Source organism: Siccibacter colletis (assembly GCF_000696575.1).
GTDB classification, from domain to species: Bacteria; Pseudomonadota; Gammaproteobacteria; order Enterobacterales; family Enterobacteriaceae; genus Siccibacter; species Siccibacter colletis.
Genome location: NZ_JMSQ01000006.1, coordinates 631,881 through 646,309, shown reverse-complemented (window position 1 = coordinate 646,309; position 14,429 = coordinate 631,881). Strand labels below are relative to the sequence as shown.

Below are 14,429 nucleotides of genomic sequence, written 5' to 3'. Positions count from 1 at the left end.
CGGCGCATCGTTGCGCCGGGAATTATTCAAAAGTAATACAGGTTGCGCCCTGTTCCGCGCCAGATAACTTCTCGCGTAACGCGCCAAACAGCTCACGTCCGGTGCCGACACGCATCGCGCTCAGATCCGGCACAAAGGCTTCACGGGCCGCCAGTTCGGCGTCGTCCACCAGCAGCGTCAGCTCGCCGGTCTGCCCGTTAACGCGAATGAGGTCGCCGTCGCGCACCTTCGCCAGCATCCCGCCGCCGTAGGCTTCAGGCGTGACGTGGATAGCGGAAGGTACCTTACCGGATGCGCCAGAGAGTCGTCCATCGGTAACTAACGCAATTTTGAAACAGCGGTCCAATAATACACCAAGTGGCGGCATGAGTTTATGTAATTCTGGCATCCCGTTCGCTTTTGGCCCCTGATGACGAACCACCACCACGCAATCGCGGTCCAGCAGACCCGCTTCAAAGGCGGGTAGCACGTCATGCTGGCTCTCGAACACCACCGCCGGGGCTTCAATAATCTGGTTCTCCACCGGCACTGCCGAAGTTTTCATCACCGCGCGCCCGAGGTTGCCGCTCAGCACTTTGGTGCCGCCGTGACGCGAGAACGGTTTTTCAATGGTGGCGATGATCTCGCTGTCGAGCGAGGCCTCTGCCCCCTCGCGCCAGTCGAGCTGGCCGTTGTTAAGCCACGGCTCCAGGGTATAACGACGCAGGCCAAACCCGGCCACGGTGTTGACGTCCTCGTGCAGTAATCCGCCCTTCAGCAGCTCGCGGATCAACACCGGCACGCCGCCGGCGGCCTGGAAGTGGTTGATGTCCGCGGGGCCGTTGGGATAGAGCCGCGCCATCAGCGGCACCACGTCCGACAGCTCGGAAATGTCATCCCAGTTGATAATGATGCCCGCCGCGCGCGCCATCGCCACCAGGTGCATGGTGTGGTTGGTGGAGCCGCCGGTGGCCAGCAGAGCGACAATGCCGTTAACCACCACTTTTTCATCGACCATTTTGCCGATCGGCATCCACTCGTTACCGTTCCCGGTGAGGCGCGTCACCTGGCGTGCTGCTGCGCAGGTCAGCGCTTCGCGCAGTTCGGCATCCGGGTGAACAAACGACGAACCGGGCAGCTGCATCCCCATGAACTCCACCACCATCTGGTTAGTGTTGGCGGTGCCGTAGAAGGTGCAGGTGCCGGGAGCATGGTAAGAAGCGGCTTCCGACTCCAGCAGCGCCATGCGATCCACTTTGCCTTCGGCATAGAGCTGGCGGATACGCACCTTCTCTTTGTTCGGCAGGCCACTGGTCATTGGGCCGGAGGGGATAAAGACCGACGGCAGATGGCCGAAAGAGAACGCAGCCATTGCCAGGCCCGGGACGATTTTGTCGCACACGCCAAGGTAGAGCGCGCCGTCGAACATGTTGTGCGACAGGCCGACCGCCGCGGACATGGCGATCACTTCCCGGCTGAGCAGCGACAGCTCCATGCCGTCCTGGCCCTGGGTAACGCCATCGCACATTGCCGGCACGCCGCCTGCCACCTGCGCCACGGCACCAATCTCATGCAGCGCTTTACGGATAACGTCGGGGTAACGTTCATAGGGCTGATGCGCAGAGAGCATATCGTTGTAGGAGGTGATGATGCCGATGTTATGGCGCAGCATACTCTTCAGGGAGGCTTTATCGTCCGGCTGGCAGGCAGCAAAGCCGTGGGCCAGGTTACCGCAGGCCAGCGACGCGCGGTGCACCGTGTCGCTCTTCGCCTGTTCGATCCGGGCGAGGTAAGCGCTACGGCTCTTTCGCGAGCGCTCAATAATTCGATTTGTTACGCGTAACATTGAAGGATTCATAAAAGCTCCTGATAAGAGTAGTGCCTCAGGGCGCTGAATTGCAGGCGTAACAGAGAGAGCAACTGCGCTGAAACGCTTTATCCGCGCCCGGCAAGGGCAAAATCGCTTCAGCCAGTGTAATGAAAAAAGCCCTGCTGGTGAATCCAGTCAGGGCGTTAAATTTGTAAATCAGGAGTCAACCTGCGTCAGATCATGTTACCGGTAAAATTGGTAACCTGACGCAGCGGGGGTTATTCGAACTCGTTCCAGGAACGGCCATCCCGGGTGATCATGGCAACGGACGCCACCGGGCCCCAGGTGCCGGCCTGATACGGCTTCGGCGCATCGTTGTCTGCCGCCCAGGCTTCGGTGATGGAGTCAACCCACTTCCACGCCTCTTCCACTTCGTCACGGCGAACAAACAGCGCCTGGATACCGCGCATGGTTTCCAGCAGCAGACGCTCATAGGCATCGGCGAGGTGCGTTTCGTTGAAGGTCTCGGAGTAGCTCAGATCGAGCTTGGTGATCTGCAGGTTATGCTTGTGGTCCAGACCCGGCACCTTGTTCAGCACCTGGATGTCCACGCCTTCGTCCGGCTGCAGGCGAATGGTGAGCTTGTTCTGCGGCAGATCCTGCCATGACTCTTTAAACAGGTTCAGCTCCGGGGTTTTGAAATAGACCACGACTTCAGAGCATTTGGTCGGCAGACGTTTACCGGTACGCAGGTAGAACGGCACCCCGGCCCAGCGCCAGTTGTCGATGTCCACGCGGATCGCCACGAAGGTTTCGGTGTTGCTGGACTTGTTCGCGCCCTCTTCCTCCAGGTAACCCGGCACTTTTTTGCCCTGAGCAAAGCCAGCAGAGTACTGACCGCGTACGGTTTTTTCGCGCACGTTGGTGCGATCGATGCGGCGCAGGGATTTCAGCACCTTCACTTTTTCATCGCGAATGCTGTCGGCGGTCAGATCAGACGGCGGCGACATGGCAATCATGCACAGGATCTGCAGCAGGTGGTTCTGGATCATATCGCGCATCTGCCCGGCCTGGTCGAAATAGCCCCAGCGCCCTTCGATACCCACCTCTTCCGCCACCGTGATTTCCACGTGGTCGATGGTGCGGTTATCCCAGTTATTTACGAACAGGGAGTTGGCAAAGCGCAGCGCCAGCAGGTTGAGCACCGTCTCTTTACCGAGATAGTGGTCGATACGGTAGACCTGGCACTCTTCAAAGAACTCGCCCACCTGGTCGTTGATTTCCCGGGAGGTATCCAGCGAGGTGCCGAGCGGTTTTTCCATTACCACGCGCGCTGGCTTGGCGTTCAGCTTCGCTTCGCCAAGCCCCTTGCAGATGGCACCGAAGGTGCTCGGCGGCATGGCGAAATAGTTAATGGTGACGCGGTTTTTCTGGTCCAGCATCTCACCCAGGCGGGAAAAGGCGGAGACGTCATTCACATCGAGATTGCAGAAGTCGAGACGGCCGCTCAGGGTGTCCCACAGCGCTTCGTCAATCTTCTCTTTCATGAAGGTTTCCAGCGCTTCACGCACTACTTTGGTATAGGCTTGTTTATCCCATTCGGCGCGCCCTACCCCCAGAATGCGGGTCTCCGGGTGGATCTGACCGGCTTTTTCCAGCTGATACAGGGATGGCAACAGTTTACGGCGCGCCAGGTCGCCTTTCGCCCCGAAAATGACCAGGTCACATGCCTGAGCCGTCTGCGTTACCGCCATATCATTCTCCTCGTTTCGGATTTGCAGGTCTTCTTGCCAGACCCTGCTTGTAATTTTATTACGCAGCACTCTACTGCTTTTGCCCGTTTCACGAAACCTTTAGCACGTGGCGTAAGGTGCGTTATTGCCGTTGCGTGGATCTCACCGGACGCGTGGCAGCAGGCGTGAACAGCAGGTGCTGATAAAATGAACGCGACGGCACAGGAAAAGTCGATGTTGATCAAGTTATGAAAAAAAACAACAACATTCCCGTGACTGACTTTCCCCTGCTGTGCCATCGCGGAGTATATTCGGGCATTCGCCTCACGGTTTTACCACGTTGTAGAACCGCTTACCTCGCTGAGTTATACGCAAATCATGAATATGCTGGAAAAGATCCAGAGCCATCTGGAATACCTTAGCAAATCAGAACGTAAAGTGGCCGAAGCGATTCTGGCTTCCCCCTCAAGCGCCATTCATTCAAGCATCGCGACCCTCGCCAGCGAGGCCGGCGTGAGCGAGCCGACGGTGAACCGCTTTTGCCGCAGCCTCGACACCCGTGGCTTTCCCGATTTTAAACTACATCTGGCGCAAAGTCTGGCAAACGGCACCCCGTATGTGAATCGCAACGTCGATGAAGACGACAGCGTGGAGGCTTACACCGGCAAGATTTTCGAATCGGCAATGGCGAGCCTCGACCAGGTGCGCCAGGCGCTGGATATGTCGGCGGTGAACCGCGCGGTGGATATGCTGACCCAGGCCAAGAAGATCGCCTTTTTCGGGCTGGGTTCGTCGGCGGCGGTGGCTCACGATGCGATGAATAAGTTTTTCCGCTTCAACGTGCCGGTCGTCTATTCCGATGACATCGTGGTGCAGCGCATGAGCTGTATGAACTGCAGCGACGACGACGTGGTGGTGTTGATCTCCCACACCGGGCGCACCAAAAGCCTGGTGGAGCTGGCACGGCTGGCGCGCGAAAGCGATGCGATGGTGCTGGCCATTACCTCGGAAGGCTCACCGCTGGCGCGGGAAGCGACGCTGGCGCTGCTGCTGGATGTCCCGGAAGACACCGACATCTATATGCCGATGGTGTCTCGCCTGGCGCAGCTGACGGTGATTGACGTGCTGGCTACCGGTTTTACTCTGCGCCGCGGAGCAAAATTCCGGGATAACTTGAAGCGAGTCAAGGAAGCGCTTAAAGAATCGCGCTTTGATAAGACGCTACATATCCCCGGCGAACGCGACTAATTTTTTATAACAAAGCTGTAACTTATTCATACATTCGGTTATGGTCACTCTCTTTGCCCCAGCGGCAGTTTGAGTTACCCCCTTTTATATTCACGCAACGCCTAAGTTGTTTCAGTCAACGGAGTAATACATGTCCAGACGGCTTCGCAGAACCAAAATCGTCACCACATTAGGCCCGGCTACTGACCGCGATAACAACCTCGAAAAAATCATCGCTGCGGGTGCTAACGTTGTTCGTATGAACTTTTCCCACGGCACCCCGGAAGATCATCAGTTGCGCGCAGACAAAGTGCGTGAAATCGCCGCGAAACTGGGCCGCCACGTCGCGATCCTTGGCGACCTTCAGGGGCCAAAAATTCGTGTTTCCACCTTTAAAGAAGGCAAAGTCTTCCTCAATATCGGCGACAAGTTCCTGCTCGATGCCAACCTGGGCAAAGGCGAAGGCGATAAAGAGAAAGTTGGCATCGACTATAAAGGTCTGCCGGCCGACGTGGTGCCGGGCGACGTTCTGCTGCTCGATGATGGCCGCGTACAGCTGAAGGTACTGGAAGTGAACGGCATGCGCGTGTTCACCGAAGTGACCGTCGGCGGCCCGCTCTCCAACAACAAGGGCATCAACAAGCTCGGCGGCGGTCTCTCCGCGGAAGCGCTGACCGAAAAAGATAAAGCCGACATCGTTACCGCCGCGAAAATCGGCGTCGATTACCTGGCCGTCTCCTTCCCGCGCTGCGGCGAAGACCTCAACTATGCTCGCCGTCTGGCGCGCGACGCCGGTTGCGATGCCATGATCTGCGCCAAAGTTGAGCGTGCGGAAGCGGTGTGCAGCGACGAGGCGATGGACGACATCATTCTGGCCTCTGACGTGGTGATGGTCGCCCGCGGTGACCTCGGGGTAGAAATCGGTGACCCGGAACTGGTAGGCATTCAGAAGACCCTGATCCGTCGCGCCCGCAAGCTGAACCGCGCCGTGATCACCGCTACCCAGATGATGGAGTCGATGATCACAAACCCGATGCCGACCCGCGCCGAAGTGATGGACGTGGCAAACGCCGTGCTGGATGGTACCGATGCAGTGATGCTCTCAGCCGAAACGGCCGCCGGGCAGTATCCGGCCGAAACCGTGGCGGCGATGGCGCGCGTCTGCCTGGGTGCCGAGAAGATCCCGAGCATCAACGTCTCCAAGCATCGTCTCGATGTGCAGTTCGACAATGTGGAAGAAGCCATCGCCATGTCGGCGATGTATGCCGCTAACCACCTGAAAGGCGTGAGCGCCATCATTACCATGACCGAATCAGGCCGTACCGCGCTGATGACCTCACGTATCAGCTCCGGCCTGCCGATCTTCGCCATGTCGCGTCACGAGCGCACTCTGAGCCTGACCGCGCTGTACCGCGGCGTGACCCCGGTGTACTTCGATAACGCGAACGACGGCGTGGTCGCCGCGCAGGATGCGGTCAATCTGCTGCGCGACAAAGGTTACCTGGTGTCGGGCGACCTGGTGATCGTCACTCAGGGTGACGTGATGGGTACCATTGGCACCACTAACACCACCCGCATTCTGACCGTCGAGTAACCGGCCTCAGGCAATAAAAAAGCCCTCATCGCGAGGGCTTTTTTCATTTGGCGCTTTTGCCCCAGAGATCTTTGCGCTTGTACGGCTGGATCTCGCCCTCCTTACGGGTTTTCAGCAGCTTCAGGATCCAGGTGTACTGCTCCGGGTTCGGGCGCACGAAAATCTCCACTTCCTCATTCATGCGCCGGGCGATGGTGCGGTCATCCGCATCAATGAGATCGTCCATCGGCGGACGCACGTAGATTTCCAGCTGGTGGGTTTTGCTGTTGTAGACCGGGAACAGCGGCAGCACACGAGCGCGACACACTTTCATCAGGCGGCCAATCGCCGGCAGCGTGGCTTTATAGGTACCGAAGAAATCGACAAACTCGCTCTGCTCCGGGCCGTGATCCTGGTCGGGAAGATAGTAGCCCCAGTAGCCGGCACGCACCGAGCTGATAAACGGCTTGATGCCGTCGTTACGCGCGTGGAGCCTGCCACCAAAGCGCAGGCGCACTTTATTCCACACGTAGTCAAACACCGGGTCGCCCTGGTTGTGGAACATGCCGGCAACCGGATAGCCGCTGGCGGCCATCAGCATCGCCGGAATATCGATGCTCCAGGCATGCGGCACCAGGAAAATCACTTTTTCATTGGTGCGCTGCATCTCATCAATGATCTCGCGACCGTGCCAGACGATGCGCGGCATCACTTTATCTGCGCCGCGGATCGCCATCTCGGCGGTCAGGGCCATCGCCTGCGGTGCCGTGGCAAACATCTCATCGACTATCGCTTCGCGCTGGCTTTCCGGCATATCCGGGAAGCAATACAGCAGGTTTATCTGTGCACGACGGCGGGCGCTTTTACCCAGCCGACCGCCCAGCCGTCCGAGTTTCGCCAGCAGCGGATCGCGCACCGACGGCGGCAGCATTGCTACGGCAGCGATCGCGCCAACACCCGCCCAGGAGCCCCAGAAGCGAGGATGAAGAAAAGCACGGTCAAAGGTGGGAATGTACTCGTTTACGTTTTTTTTAGTTTCCATACGCCTTCTCGGGCCAGAATATAGCCACTACTACCGGGAATAAATTATCAGACATTGTAGCGGCGGGCGGCGGGTCAGACAAAAAGAAAAGCCGGCATCAGGCGATGCCGGCTGTCAATTGCGCAGCGGTTAATCGAATCGCAGCTGCGGCGTAACTTCGCGGGTTTTCGCCAGGTAGTCGCGACGATCCGAGCCGGTAAGCCCTTCGGTACGCGGCAGCTTCGCGGTCAGCGGGTTCACCGCCTGCTGGTTGATCCAGATTTCATAGTGCAGGTGCGGCCCGGTTGAGCGTCCGGTGTTACCCGACAGCGCAATGCGATCGCCGCGTTTCACTTTCTGGCCCGGTTTCACCAGCAGCTTTCTCAGGTGCATGTAGCGCGTGGTGTAGGTACGACCGTGACGGATAGCCACGTAGTAACCGGCTCCGCCGCTGCGTTTTGCCACCAGCACTTCGCCATCACCTACTGCCAGCACCGGCGTGCCCTGCGGCATAGCGAAATCGACGCCCTTATGCGGGGCGATTCGACCCGTTACCGGGTTAACGCGGCGCGGGTTGAAGTTGGACGAGACGCGGAACTGTTTTGCGGTCGGGAAGCGCAGGAAGCCTTTCGCCAGACCAGAGCCGTTGCGATCGTAGAACTTACCGTCATCGGCGCGCACCGCGTAGTAGTCTTTGCCGTCAGAGCGCAGACGCACGCCCACCAGCTGGCTCTGCTCGCGCTTACCGTCGAACATCTCGCGCGACATCAGCACGGCGAACTGGTCGCCTTTCTTCAGCTTGCGGAAGTCCATCTGCCATTGCATAGATTTGATCACGGCGCTGATTTCGGTACTGGTCAGGCCGGCATCGCGCGCGCTGCTGACAAAGCTTGAGCCAACGGTGCCTTTGAAGACGTTATTTACCCAGTCGCCCTGCTGCATTTCGCTACTCATTTTGAAGCCGGTAGCAGTGCGGTCGTAGGTGCGGGTTTCGCGGCGGGAGAGTTCCCAGGTGAGGCGCTGAAGTTCGCCGTTGTCGGTCAACGTCCAGGAGATCTGCTGGCCGATTTTCAGGTTACGCAGATCTTTATCGACGGTGGCGAGCTGGCTGATCTCTCCCATGTCGATACCGTACTGATTGAGCACGCTGCTCAGGGTATCGCCGGTGGAGACGACATATTCATGAACCCCTGCTTCGCCGGCGGTTTTATCGTCCAGTTCATCCTGCGGGATGGCATCGTCTTCCGGCGGTGCCTGGTCGATAGGTTCACTGGCTTCCGGCAGCAGGGAACGAATGTCGTTCTGCTCAAGCTCAATCGCCTTAACGATTGGCGCGGATTCAGGGTGATAAACGTAGGGTCGCCAGACGGCGACCGCAAGTGTAAGAACAGTAAGTGACCCCAGCATAACGCGGTGGGGTCGAGGCAGATTGTTAAATGCCAGGGCGACAGAGCGGGCTATCTGTTGCACGTATTCACTTCCTCGTTAATCTCCTTTCAGGCAGCTCGCATACTGGTTCGATAGTTGAGTCAGGAACTGCATATAGCTCGCTTTGCTCACACCGATGGCTGTTCCCAGTGGATCCAGAGTACCCATTCGCACCTGCGTTCCTCTGGCAACGGCTTCAACGACCGCTGGCCTGAATTGCGGTTCAGCAAAAACGCATTCGGCTTTGTGCTGAACCAGCTGTGTTCTGATTTCATGTAAACGCTGCGCACCGGGTTGGATTTCGGGATTTACCGTGAAATGCCCGAGGGAAGACAGCCCGAAATGTTTTTCGTAGTAGCCATAGGCGTCATGAAAAACGAAGTACCCTTTCCCTTTCAGCGGTGCGAGCACGCGACCAACCTGCTCATCGGTTCGGGCTAATTCAGCCTCGAATTCTTTCAGGTTGGCGTCCAGTTTGGCTCGACGTTGCGGCATAAGTTCCACTAATTTATCGTGGATTGCAACCGCAGAGGCTTTTGCGATTTCAGGCGAAAGCCAGATATGCATGTTATATTCACCATGATGATGATGTTCTTCCTCATCTTCACCATCATGATGCTCGTGCTCATCGTCGTGCGCTCCTTTCATGAGTAGCGGTTTCACCGCAGGAAGTTCCGCCAGAGCGATTTGTTTTTGCTCAGGTATGTGAACCACCGCCTTTTCCATGAAGGCTTCCATTTCCGGGCCGATCCAGACGACTAAGTCCGCGCCCTGCAAGCGTTTTACATCTGACGGGCGCAGTGCATAATCATGCTCGGATGCGCCATCGGGAAGCAGGACTTCGGTGTCGGTAACGCCGTCAGCAATGGCGGCGGCGATAAAGCCCACGGGCTTAAGCGAAGCGACAACAGCCGCATCAGCATTGAGTGCAACACCACCGGTAAGCGCCGCGCCGAGCGCCGCGCAAAGAAGCGTATTTTTATGTAACATAATGCGTCTTTTCATCTTCATCAGTGCGGGGGGTGTGATATTATAACATCCGCTGACTTGTGCAATGTTTAAATTCCTATGACGAATCTGGTTGAACTCGAAAAAGTCTCTGTAGTATTCGGTCAACGCCGTGTCCTCTCTGACGTCTCACTGAAATTAACGCCGGGCAAAATCCTCACCCTTCTGGGGCCAAACGGAGCCGGAAAATCCACGCTGGTACGCGTCGTGCTGGGACTGGTAGCACCCCATTCGGGGGTTATCAAGCGGGGTCCGCAGCTGCGCATCGGTTACGTGCCGCAAAAGCTGCACCTTGATGCCACCCTGCCGCTCACGGTAAGTCGGTTTATGCGTCTGCGCCCCGGTACCCGCAAAGCCGACATCCTCCCTGCCCTGAAACGCGTGCAGGCCGGCCATCTGGTGGATGCGCCGATGCAAAAACTCTCCGGCGGGGAAACCCAGCGTGTGCTGCTGGCGCGTGCGCTGCTGAACAGCCCGCAGTTGCTGGTGCTGGACGAGCCAACTCAGGGGGTGGACGTCAACGGGCAGGTGGCGCTCTACGATCTCATCAACCAGCTGCGCCAGGAGCTTAACTGCGCGGTACTGATGGTCTCCCACGATCTGCATCTGGTGATGGCGAAAACCGACGAGGTGCTGTGTCTGAACCAGCACATCTGCTGCTCAGGTACGCCGGAAGTGGTGTCCATGCATCCGGAGTTCATCTCCATGTTCGGGCCGCGCGGCGCTGAACAGCTCGGCATCTACCGCCATCACCACAATCACCGCCACGATCTGGAAGGTCGTATTATTCTGCGCAGAGGAAATGGCCACTCATGATTGAATTACTGTTACCCGGCTGGCTGGCCGGGATCATGCTCGCGTGCGCGGCGGGTCCGCTTGGCTCATTTGTGGTCTGGCGTCGCATGTCCTATTTCGGCGATACCCTGGCGCACGCCTCGCTGCTGGGCGTCGCTTTCGGCCTGCTGCTGAACGTCAATCCGTTCTATGCGGTGATTGCCGTTACCCTGCTGCTGGCCGGTGGGCTGGTGTGGCTGGAAAAACGTCCGCATCTGGCCATCGACACCCTGCTCGGGATTATGGCCCACAGCGCCCTGTCGCTCGGACTGGTGGTGGTGAGCCTGATGTCGAACATCCGCGTTGATCTGATGGCCTACCTGTTTGGTGACCTGCTGTCGGTGACGCCGGACGATCTGCTCGCCATCGGCTGCGGTGTAGTTGTGGTGCTGGGCATTCTGTTCTGGCAGTGGCGCAGCCTGCTGGCCATGACCATCAGCGCGGATCTGGCGTTTGTGGATGGCGTGAAGCTGCAGCGGGTGAAACTGCTGCTGATGCTGGTGACCGCGCTGACCATCGGCGTGGCGATGAAATTCGTCGGGGCGCTGATTATCACCTCGCTGCTGATTATTCCTGCTGCCACCGCGCGCCGCTTTGCGCGCACGCCGGAGCAGATGGCAGGCATTGCGGTAGGGATCGGCATGGTCGCGGTTACCGGTGGCCTCACCTTCTCCGCCTTCTACGACACCCCTGCCGGGCCGTCGGTGGTGCTGTGTGCCGCCCTGATGTTTATCTTCAGCATGATGAAGAAAAACGCGGTCTGAGCCGCAGAGACAAAAAAGCCCCGGTTAACCGGGGCTTTTTTTATGGCATAGCCGGGGGCGTGATGCCGAAGTGGTTCCAGGCGCGGACTGTCGCCATACGCCCGCGCGGGGTACGCTGCAGGAAGCCCTGCTGGATCAGATAGGGTTCGAGCACGTCCTCAATGGTATCGCGCTCTTCGCCGATAGCGGCGGCGAGGTTATCCAGCCCCACCGGCCCGCCAAAGAACTTATCAATCACCGCCAGCAGCAACTTGCGGTCCATATAGTCAAACCCTTCCGCATCGACGTTAAGCATATCCAGCGCCGCCGCCGCCACTTCATGGGAGATGTCGCCATTGTGGCGTACTTCAGCGAAATCGCGCACGCGGCGCAACAGGCGGTTGGCGATACGCGGCGTACCGCGGGAACGACGCGCCACTTCCAGCGCGCCCTCTTCGCTCAGCTCCAGCCCAAGATAGCGGGCGCTGCGGCTGACGATGTGGCGCAGATCTTCAATCTGATAAAACTCCAGCCGCTGGACGATGCCAAAACGGTCGCGCAGCGGCGAGGTCAGCGAGCCGGCGCGGGTGGTGGCGCCAATCAGGGTAAACGGCGGCAAATCGATTTTAATCGAGCGCGCCGCCGGCCCTTCGCCGATCATGATATCGAGTTGATAATCTTCCATCGCCGGGTAGAGCACCTCCTCCACCACCGGCGACAGACGATGAATTTCATCGATGAACAGCACGTCGTGCGGCTCAAGGTTGGTGAGCATCGCCGCCAGATCGCCGGCTTTCTCCAGCACCGGGCCGGAGGTGGTGCGCAGGTTAACGCCCATTTCGTTGGCCACGATATTCGCCAGCGTGGTTTTTCCCAGCCCCGGCGGGCCAAAAATCAGCAGGTGATCGAGCGCATCGCCACGCAGTTTCGCCGCCTGGATAAAAATTTCCATCTGCGAGCGCACCTGCGGCTGGCCGACATACTCCTCCAGTAGCTTCGGGCGAATCGCACGGTCAGCGACCTCTTCGGCGGTAATACTGCCCGGGGCGACCAGGCGGTCTGCTTCAATCATCCTTTACCTCACAACGCGGCGCGGAGCGCTTCACGAATCAGTGTCTCGCTGTCTGCATCAGGACGCGCGATTTTGCTCACCATACGGCTGGCTTCCTGAGGTTTATAACCCAGGGATACCAGGGCAGCAACCGCTTCTGCTTCGGCGTCGTCTACCGCCGGGCTGGCCGGTGACGTCAGCACCAGATCTGCCGCTGGCGTGAAGAGATCGCCGTGCAACCCTTTGAAGCGGTCTTTCATCTCCACCACCAGACGCTCGGCGGTTTTTTTGCCGATGCCGGGCAGCTTCACCAGCGCAGCAGGCTCTTCACGTTCCACGGCGTTAACGAACTGCTGGGCCGACATCCCGGAGAGGATCGCCAGCGCCAGCTTCGGGCCTACGCCGTTGACTTTGATCAGCTCGCGGAACAGGGTGCGTTCTTGCTTGTTATTAAACCCGAACAGCAGCTGGGCATCTTCGCGCACTACAAAATGGGTAAAGATCACCGCCTCGCTGCCCAGCTCCGGCAGCTCATAGAAACAGGTCATCGGCATATGCACTTCATAACCAACGCCTGATGCTTCCAGCAGCACCAGCGGCGGCTGCTTCTCAATAATGGTGCCTCGTAATCTGCCTATCACAATGCGCTCCTGCGTTTCGCGGCAAAAAGTTGCCCGTATCATATAAAAAAGGCTGGATAAACATCCAGCCTTAATTTTACCGCAGCCGCCCCCGGGCCAGATTAAGCCGCGTTTCGCTTATCTGGGCCAGATTCTGGCTGAGATGACAATGGGTAATGGCGATGGCCAGCGCATCCGCGGCATCCGCCTGCGGGTTCGCCGGCAGCTTGAGCAGGGTGCGCACCATGTGCTGCACCTGGCTTTTGTCGGCCCCGCCGGTGCCAACCACCGTCTGCTTTACCTGACGCGCGGCGTATTCAAATACCGGCAGATCCTGATTCACCGCCGCCACAATCGCCACCCCGCGCGCCTGGCCGAGCTTCAGCGCCGAGTCGGCGTTTTTTGCCATAAACACCTGCTCAATGGCGAAATAATCCGGTTGAAACTGGGTGATGATTTCACTGACGCCAGCGTAAATCAGCTTCAGGCGGGACGGTAAATCGTCAACTTTGGTGCGGATGCAGCCGCTACCAAGGTAGCTGAGCTGCCGTCCGACCTGGCGGATCACACCGTAACCGGTGATGCGTGAGCCCGGGTCGATACCCAGAATAATCGCCATCACGCCTCTCCCGTTACGCTACTGGTGAACGTACCCATTACAGCGTGGCTGCGACCTCGTCAGAGATCTCACCGTTGTGATACACCTCCTGCACGTCGTCACAGTCTTCGAGCATGTCGATGAGACGCAGCAGTTTCGGTGCGGTTTCCGCATCCATGTCGGCTTTGGTGGACGGGATCATGGTGACTTCAGCGTTGTCGGCTTTCAGACCTGCCGCTTCCAGCGCATCTTTCACCGCGCCCATCTCTTCCCAGGCGGTGTAGACGTCAATCGCGCCGTCGTCGTAGGTCACCACGTCTTCCGCACCGGCTTCCAGCGCCGCTTCCATGATGGTGTCTTCATCGCCCGCTTCGAAGGAGATCACGCCCTTCTTGCTGAACAGATACGCCACGGAGCCGTCGGTGCCGAGGTTGCCGCCGGTTTTGGTGAAGGCATGACGCACTTCCGCCACGGTACGGTTGCGGTTATCGGACAGGCATTCGACCATCACGGCGGTGCCGCCCGGACCGTAACCTTCATAGATGATGGTTTCCATGTTCGCGTCTTCATCACCGCCGACGCCGCGCGCGATAGCGCGGTTCAGGGTGTCACGCGTCATGTTGTTGGAGAGCGCTTTATCGATGGCCGCACGCAGACGCGGGTTAGAGCCGGCATCACCGCCGCCCAGACGCGCAGCGGTCACCAGCTCGCGAATGATTTTGGTAAAGATCTTACCGCGTTTGGCATCCTGTGCCGCTTTGCGGTGTTTGGTGTTGGCCCATTTACTATGACCTGCCATAAAAA

13 protein-coding genes are annotated in these 14,429 nt (G+C 58.5%); 4 read left to right on the top strand and 9 right to left on the bottom strand.

Going from position 1 to position 14,429, the window contains the following annotated elements:
• Positions 1-22: 22 nt before the first annotated feature.
• Both edd and zwf read right to left on the bottom strand, forming a co-directional pair.
• A complete protein-coding gene (edd, locus tag ET34_RS0108695; RefSeq protein ID WP_031521225.1) occupies positions 23-1,837 on the bottom strand; it encodes a phosphogluconate dehydratase in 1,815 nt (604 codons plus the stop codon).
• Between the two features lie 230 nt (positions 1,838-2,067).
• On the bottom strand, positions 2,068-3,543 hold the full coding sequence (gene zwf / locus ET34_RS0108690) for a glucose-6-phosphate dehydrogenase (RefSeq protein ID WP_031521224.1): 1,476 nt from the start codon (positions 3,541-3,543) through the stop codon (positions 2,068-2,070).
• 357 nt (positions 3,544-3,900) lie between these two features.
• Here zwf and ET34_RS0108685 point away from each other — a divergent pair, with 357 nt between their 5' ends.
• The gene (locus tag ET34_RS0108685; protein ID WP_031521222.1) at positions 3,901-4,770 is read left to right on the top strand and encodes a MurR/RpiR family transcriptional regulator; all 870 of its coding nucleotides are present in this window, start codon (positions 3,901-3,903) and stop codon (positions 4,768-4,770) included.
• Between the two features lie 130 nt (positions 4,771-4,900).
• Positions 4,901-6,343, top strand: coding sequence for a pyruvate kinase (pyk, locus tag ET34_RS0108680; RefSeq protein ID WP_031521220.1), 1,443 nt, complete (start codon positions 4,901-4,903; stop codon positions 6,341-6,343).
• A gap of 43 nt (positions 6,344-6,386) precedes the next feature.
• On the opposite strand, the gene lpxM is transcribed toward pyk, so the two are convergent.
• The 3 genes from lpxM to znuA form a co-directional block, all read right to left on the bottom strand.
• Positions 6,387-7,364: a lauroyl-Kdo(2)-lipid IV(A) myristoyltransferase gene (gene lpxM / locus ET34_RS0108675; RefSeq protein WP_031521218.1), complete on the bottom strand. Its 978-nt coding sequence runs from the start codon at positions 7,362-7,364 to the stop codon at positions 6,387-6,389.
• 129 nt (positions 7,365-7,493) lie between these two features.
• A complete protein-coding gene (gene mepM / locus ET34_RS0108670; RefSeq protein WP_031521217.1) occupies positions 7,494-8,813 on the bottom strand; it encodes a murein DD-endopeptidase MepM in 1,320 nt (439 codons plus the stop codon).
• Positions 8,814-8,828: 15 nt separating this feature from the next.
• Positions 8,829-9,761 carry a zinc ABC transporter substrate-binding protein ZnuA gene (znuA, locus tag ET34_RS0108665; RefSeq protein WP_072001995.1) on the bottom strand — a complete coding sequence of 311 codons (933 nt, stop codon included), beginning with the start codon at positions 9,759-9,761 and terminating at the stop codon, positions 8,829-8,831.
• Between the two features lie 78 nt (positions 9,762-9,839).
• Here znuA and znuC point away from each other — a divergent pair, with 78 nt between their 5' ends.
• Entirely contained in the window at positions 9,840-10,595 is a 756-nt protein-coding gene (gene znuC / locus ET34_RS0108660) for a zinc ABC transporter ATP-binding protein ZnuC (protein ID WP_031521213.1), read from the top strand.
• Positions 10,592-11,377, top strand: a complete 786-nt coding sequence (znuB, locus tag ET34_RS0108655) for a zinc ABC transporter permease subunit ZnuB (RefSeq protein WP_031521212.1) — start codon at positions 10,592-10,594, stop codon at positions 11,375-11,377. Before znuC ends, znuB begins: the two co-directional genes overlap by 4 nt.
• A 40-nt stretch (positions 11,378-11,417) precedes the next feature.
• On the opposite strand, the gene ruvB is transcribed toward znuB, so the two are convergent.
• The 4 genes from ruvB to ET34_RS0108635 form a co-directional block, all read right to left on the bottom strand.
• Complete coding sequence (gene ruvB / locus ET34_RS0108650) at positions 11,418-12,428, bottom strand: Holliday junction branch migration DNA helicase RuvB (RefSeq protein WP_031521211.1); 1,011 nt, start codon at positions 12,426-12,428, stop codon at positions 11,418-11,420.
• An 8-nt stretch (positions 12,429-12,436) separates the two neighbouring features.
• Entirely contained in the window at positions 12,437-13,048 is a 612-nt protein-coding gene (ruvA, locus tag ET34_RS0108645; RefSeq protein WP_031521210.1) for a Holliday junction branch migration protein RuvA, read from the bottom strand.
• A gap of 76 nt (positions 13,049-13,124) precedes the next feature.
• Positions 13,125-13,646 (bottom strand): crossover junction endodeoxyribonuclease RuvC, encoded by a 522-nt coding sequence (ruvC, locus tag ET34_RS0108640; protein WP_031521209.1) that lies wholly within the window; start codon positions 13,644-13,646, stop codon positions 13,125-13,127.
• 37 nt (positions 13,647-13,683) lie between these two features.
• A complete protein-coding gene (locus tag ET34_RS0108635; protein WP_031521208.1) occupies positions 13,684-14,424 on the bottom strand; it encodes a YebC/PmpR family DNA-binding transcriptional regulator in 741 nt (246 codons plus the stop codon).
• Between the last annotated feature and the right edge of the window lie 5 nt (positions 14,425-14,429).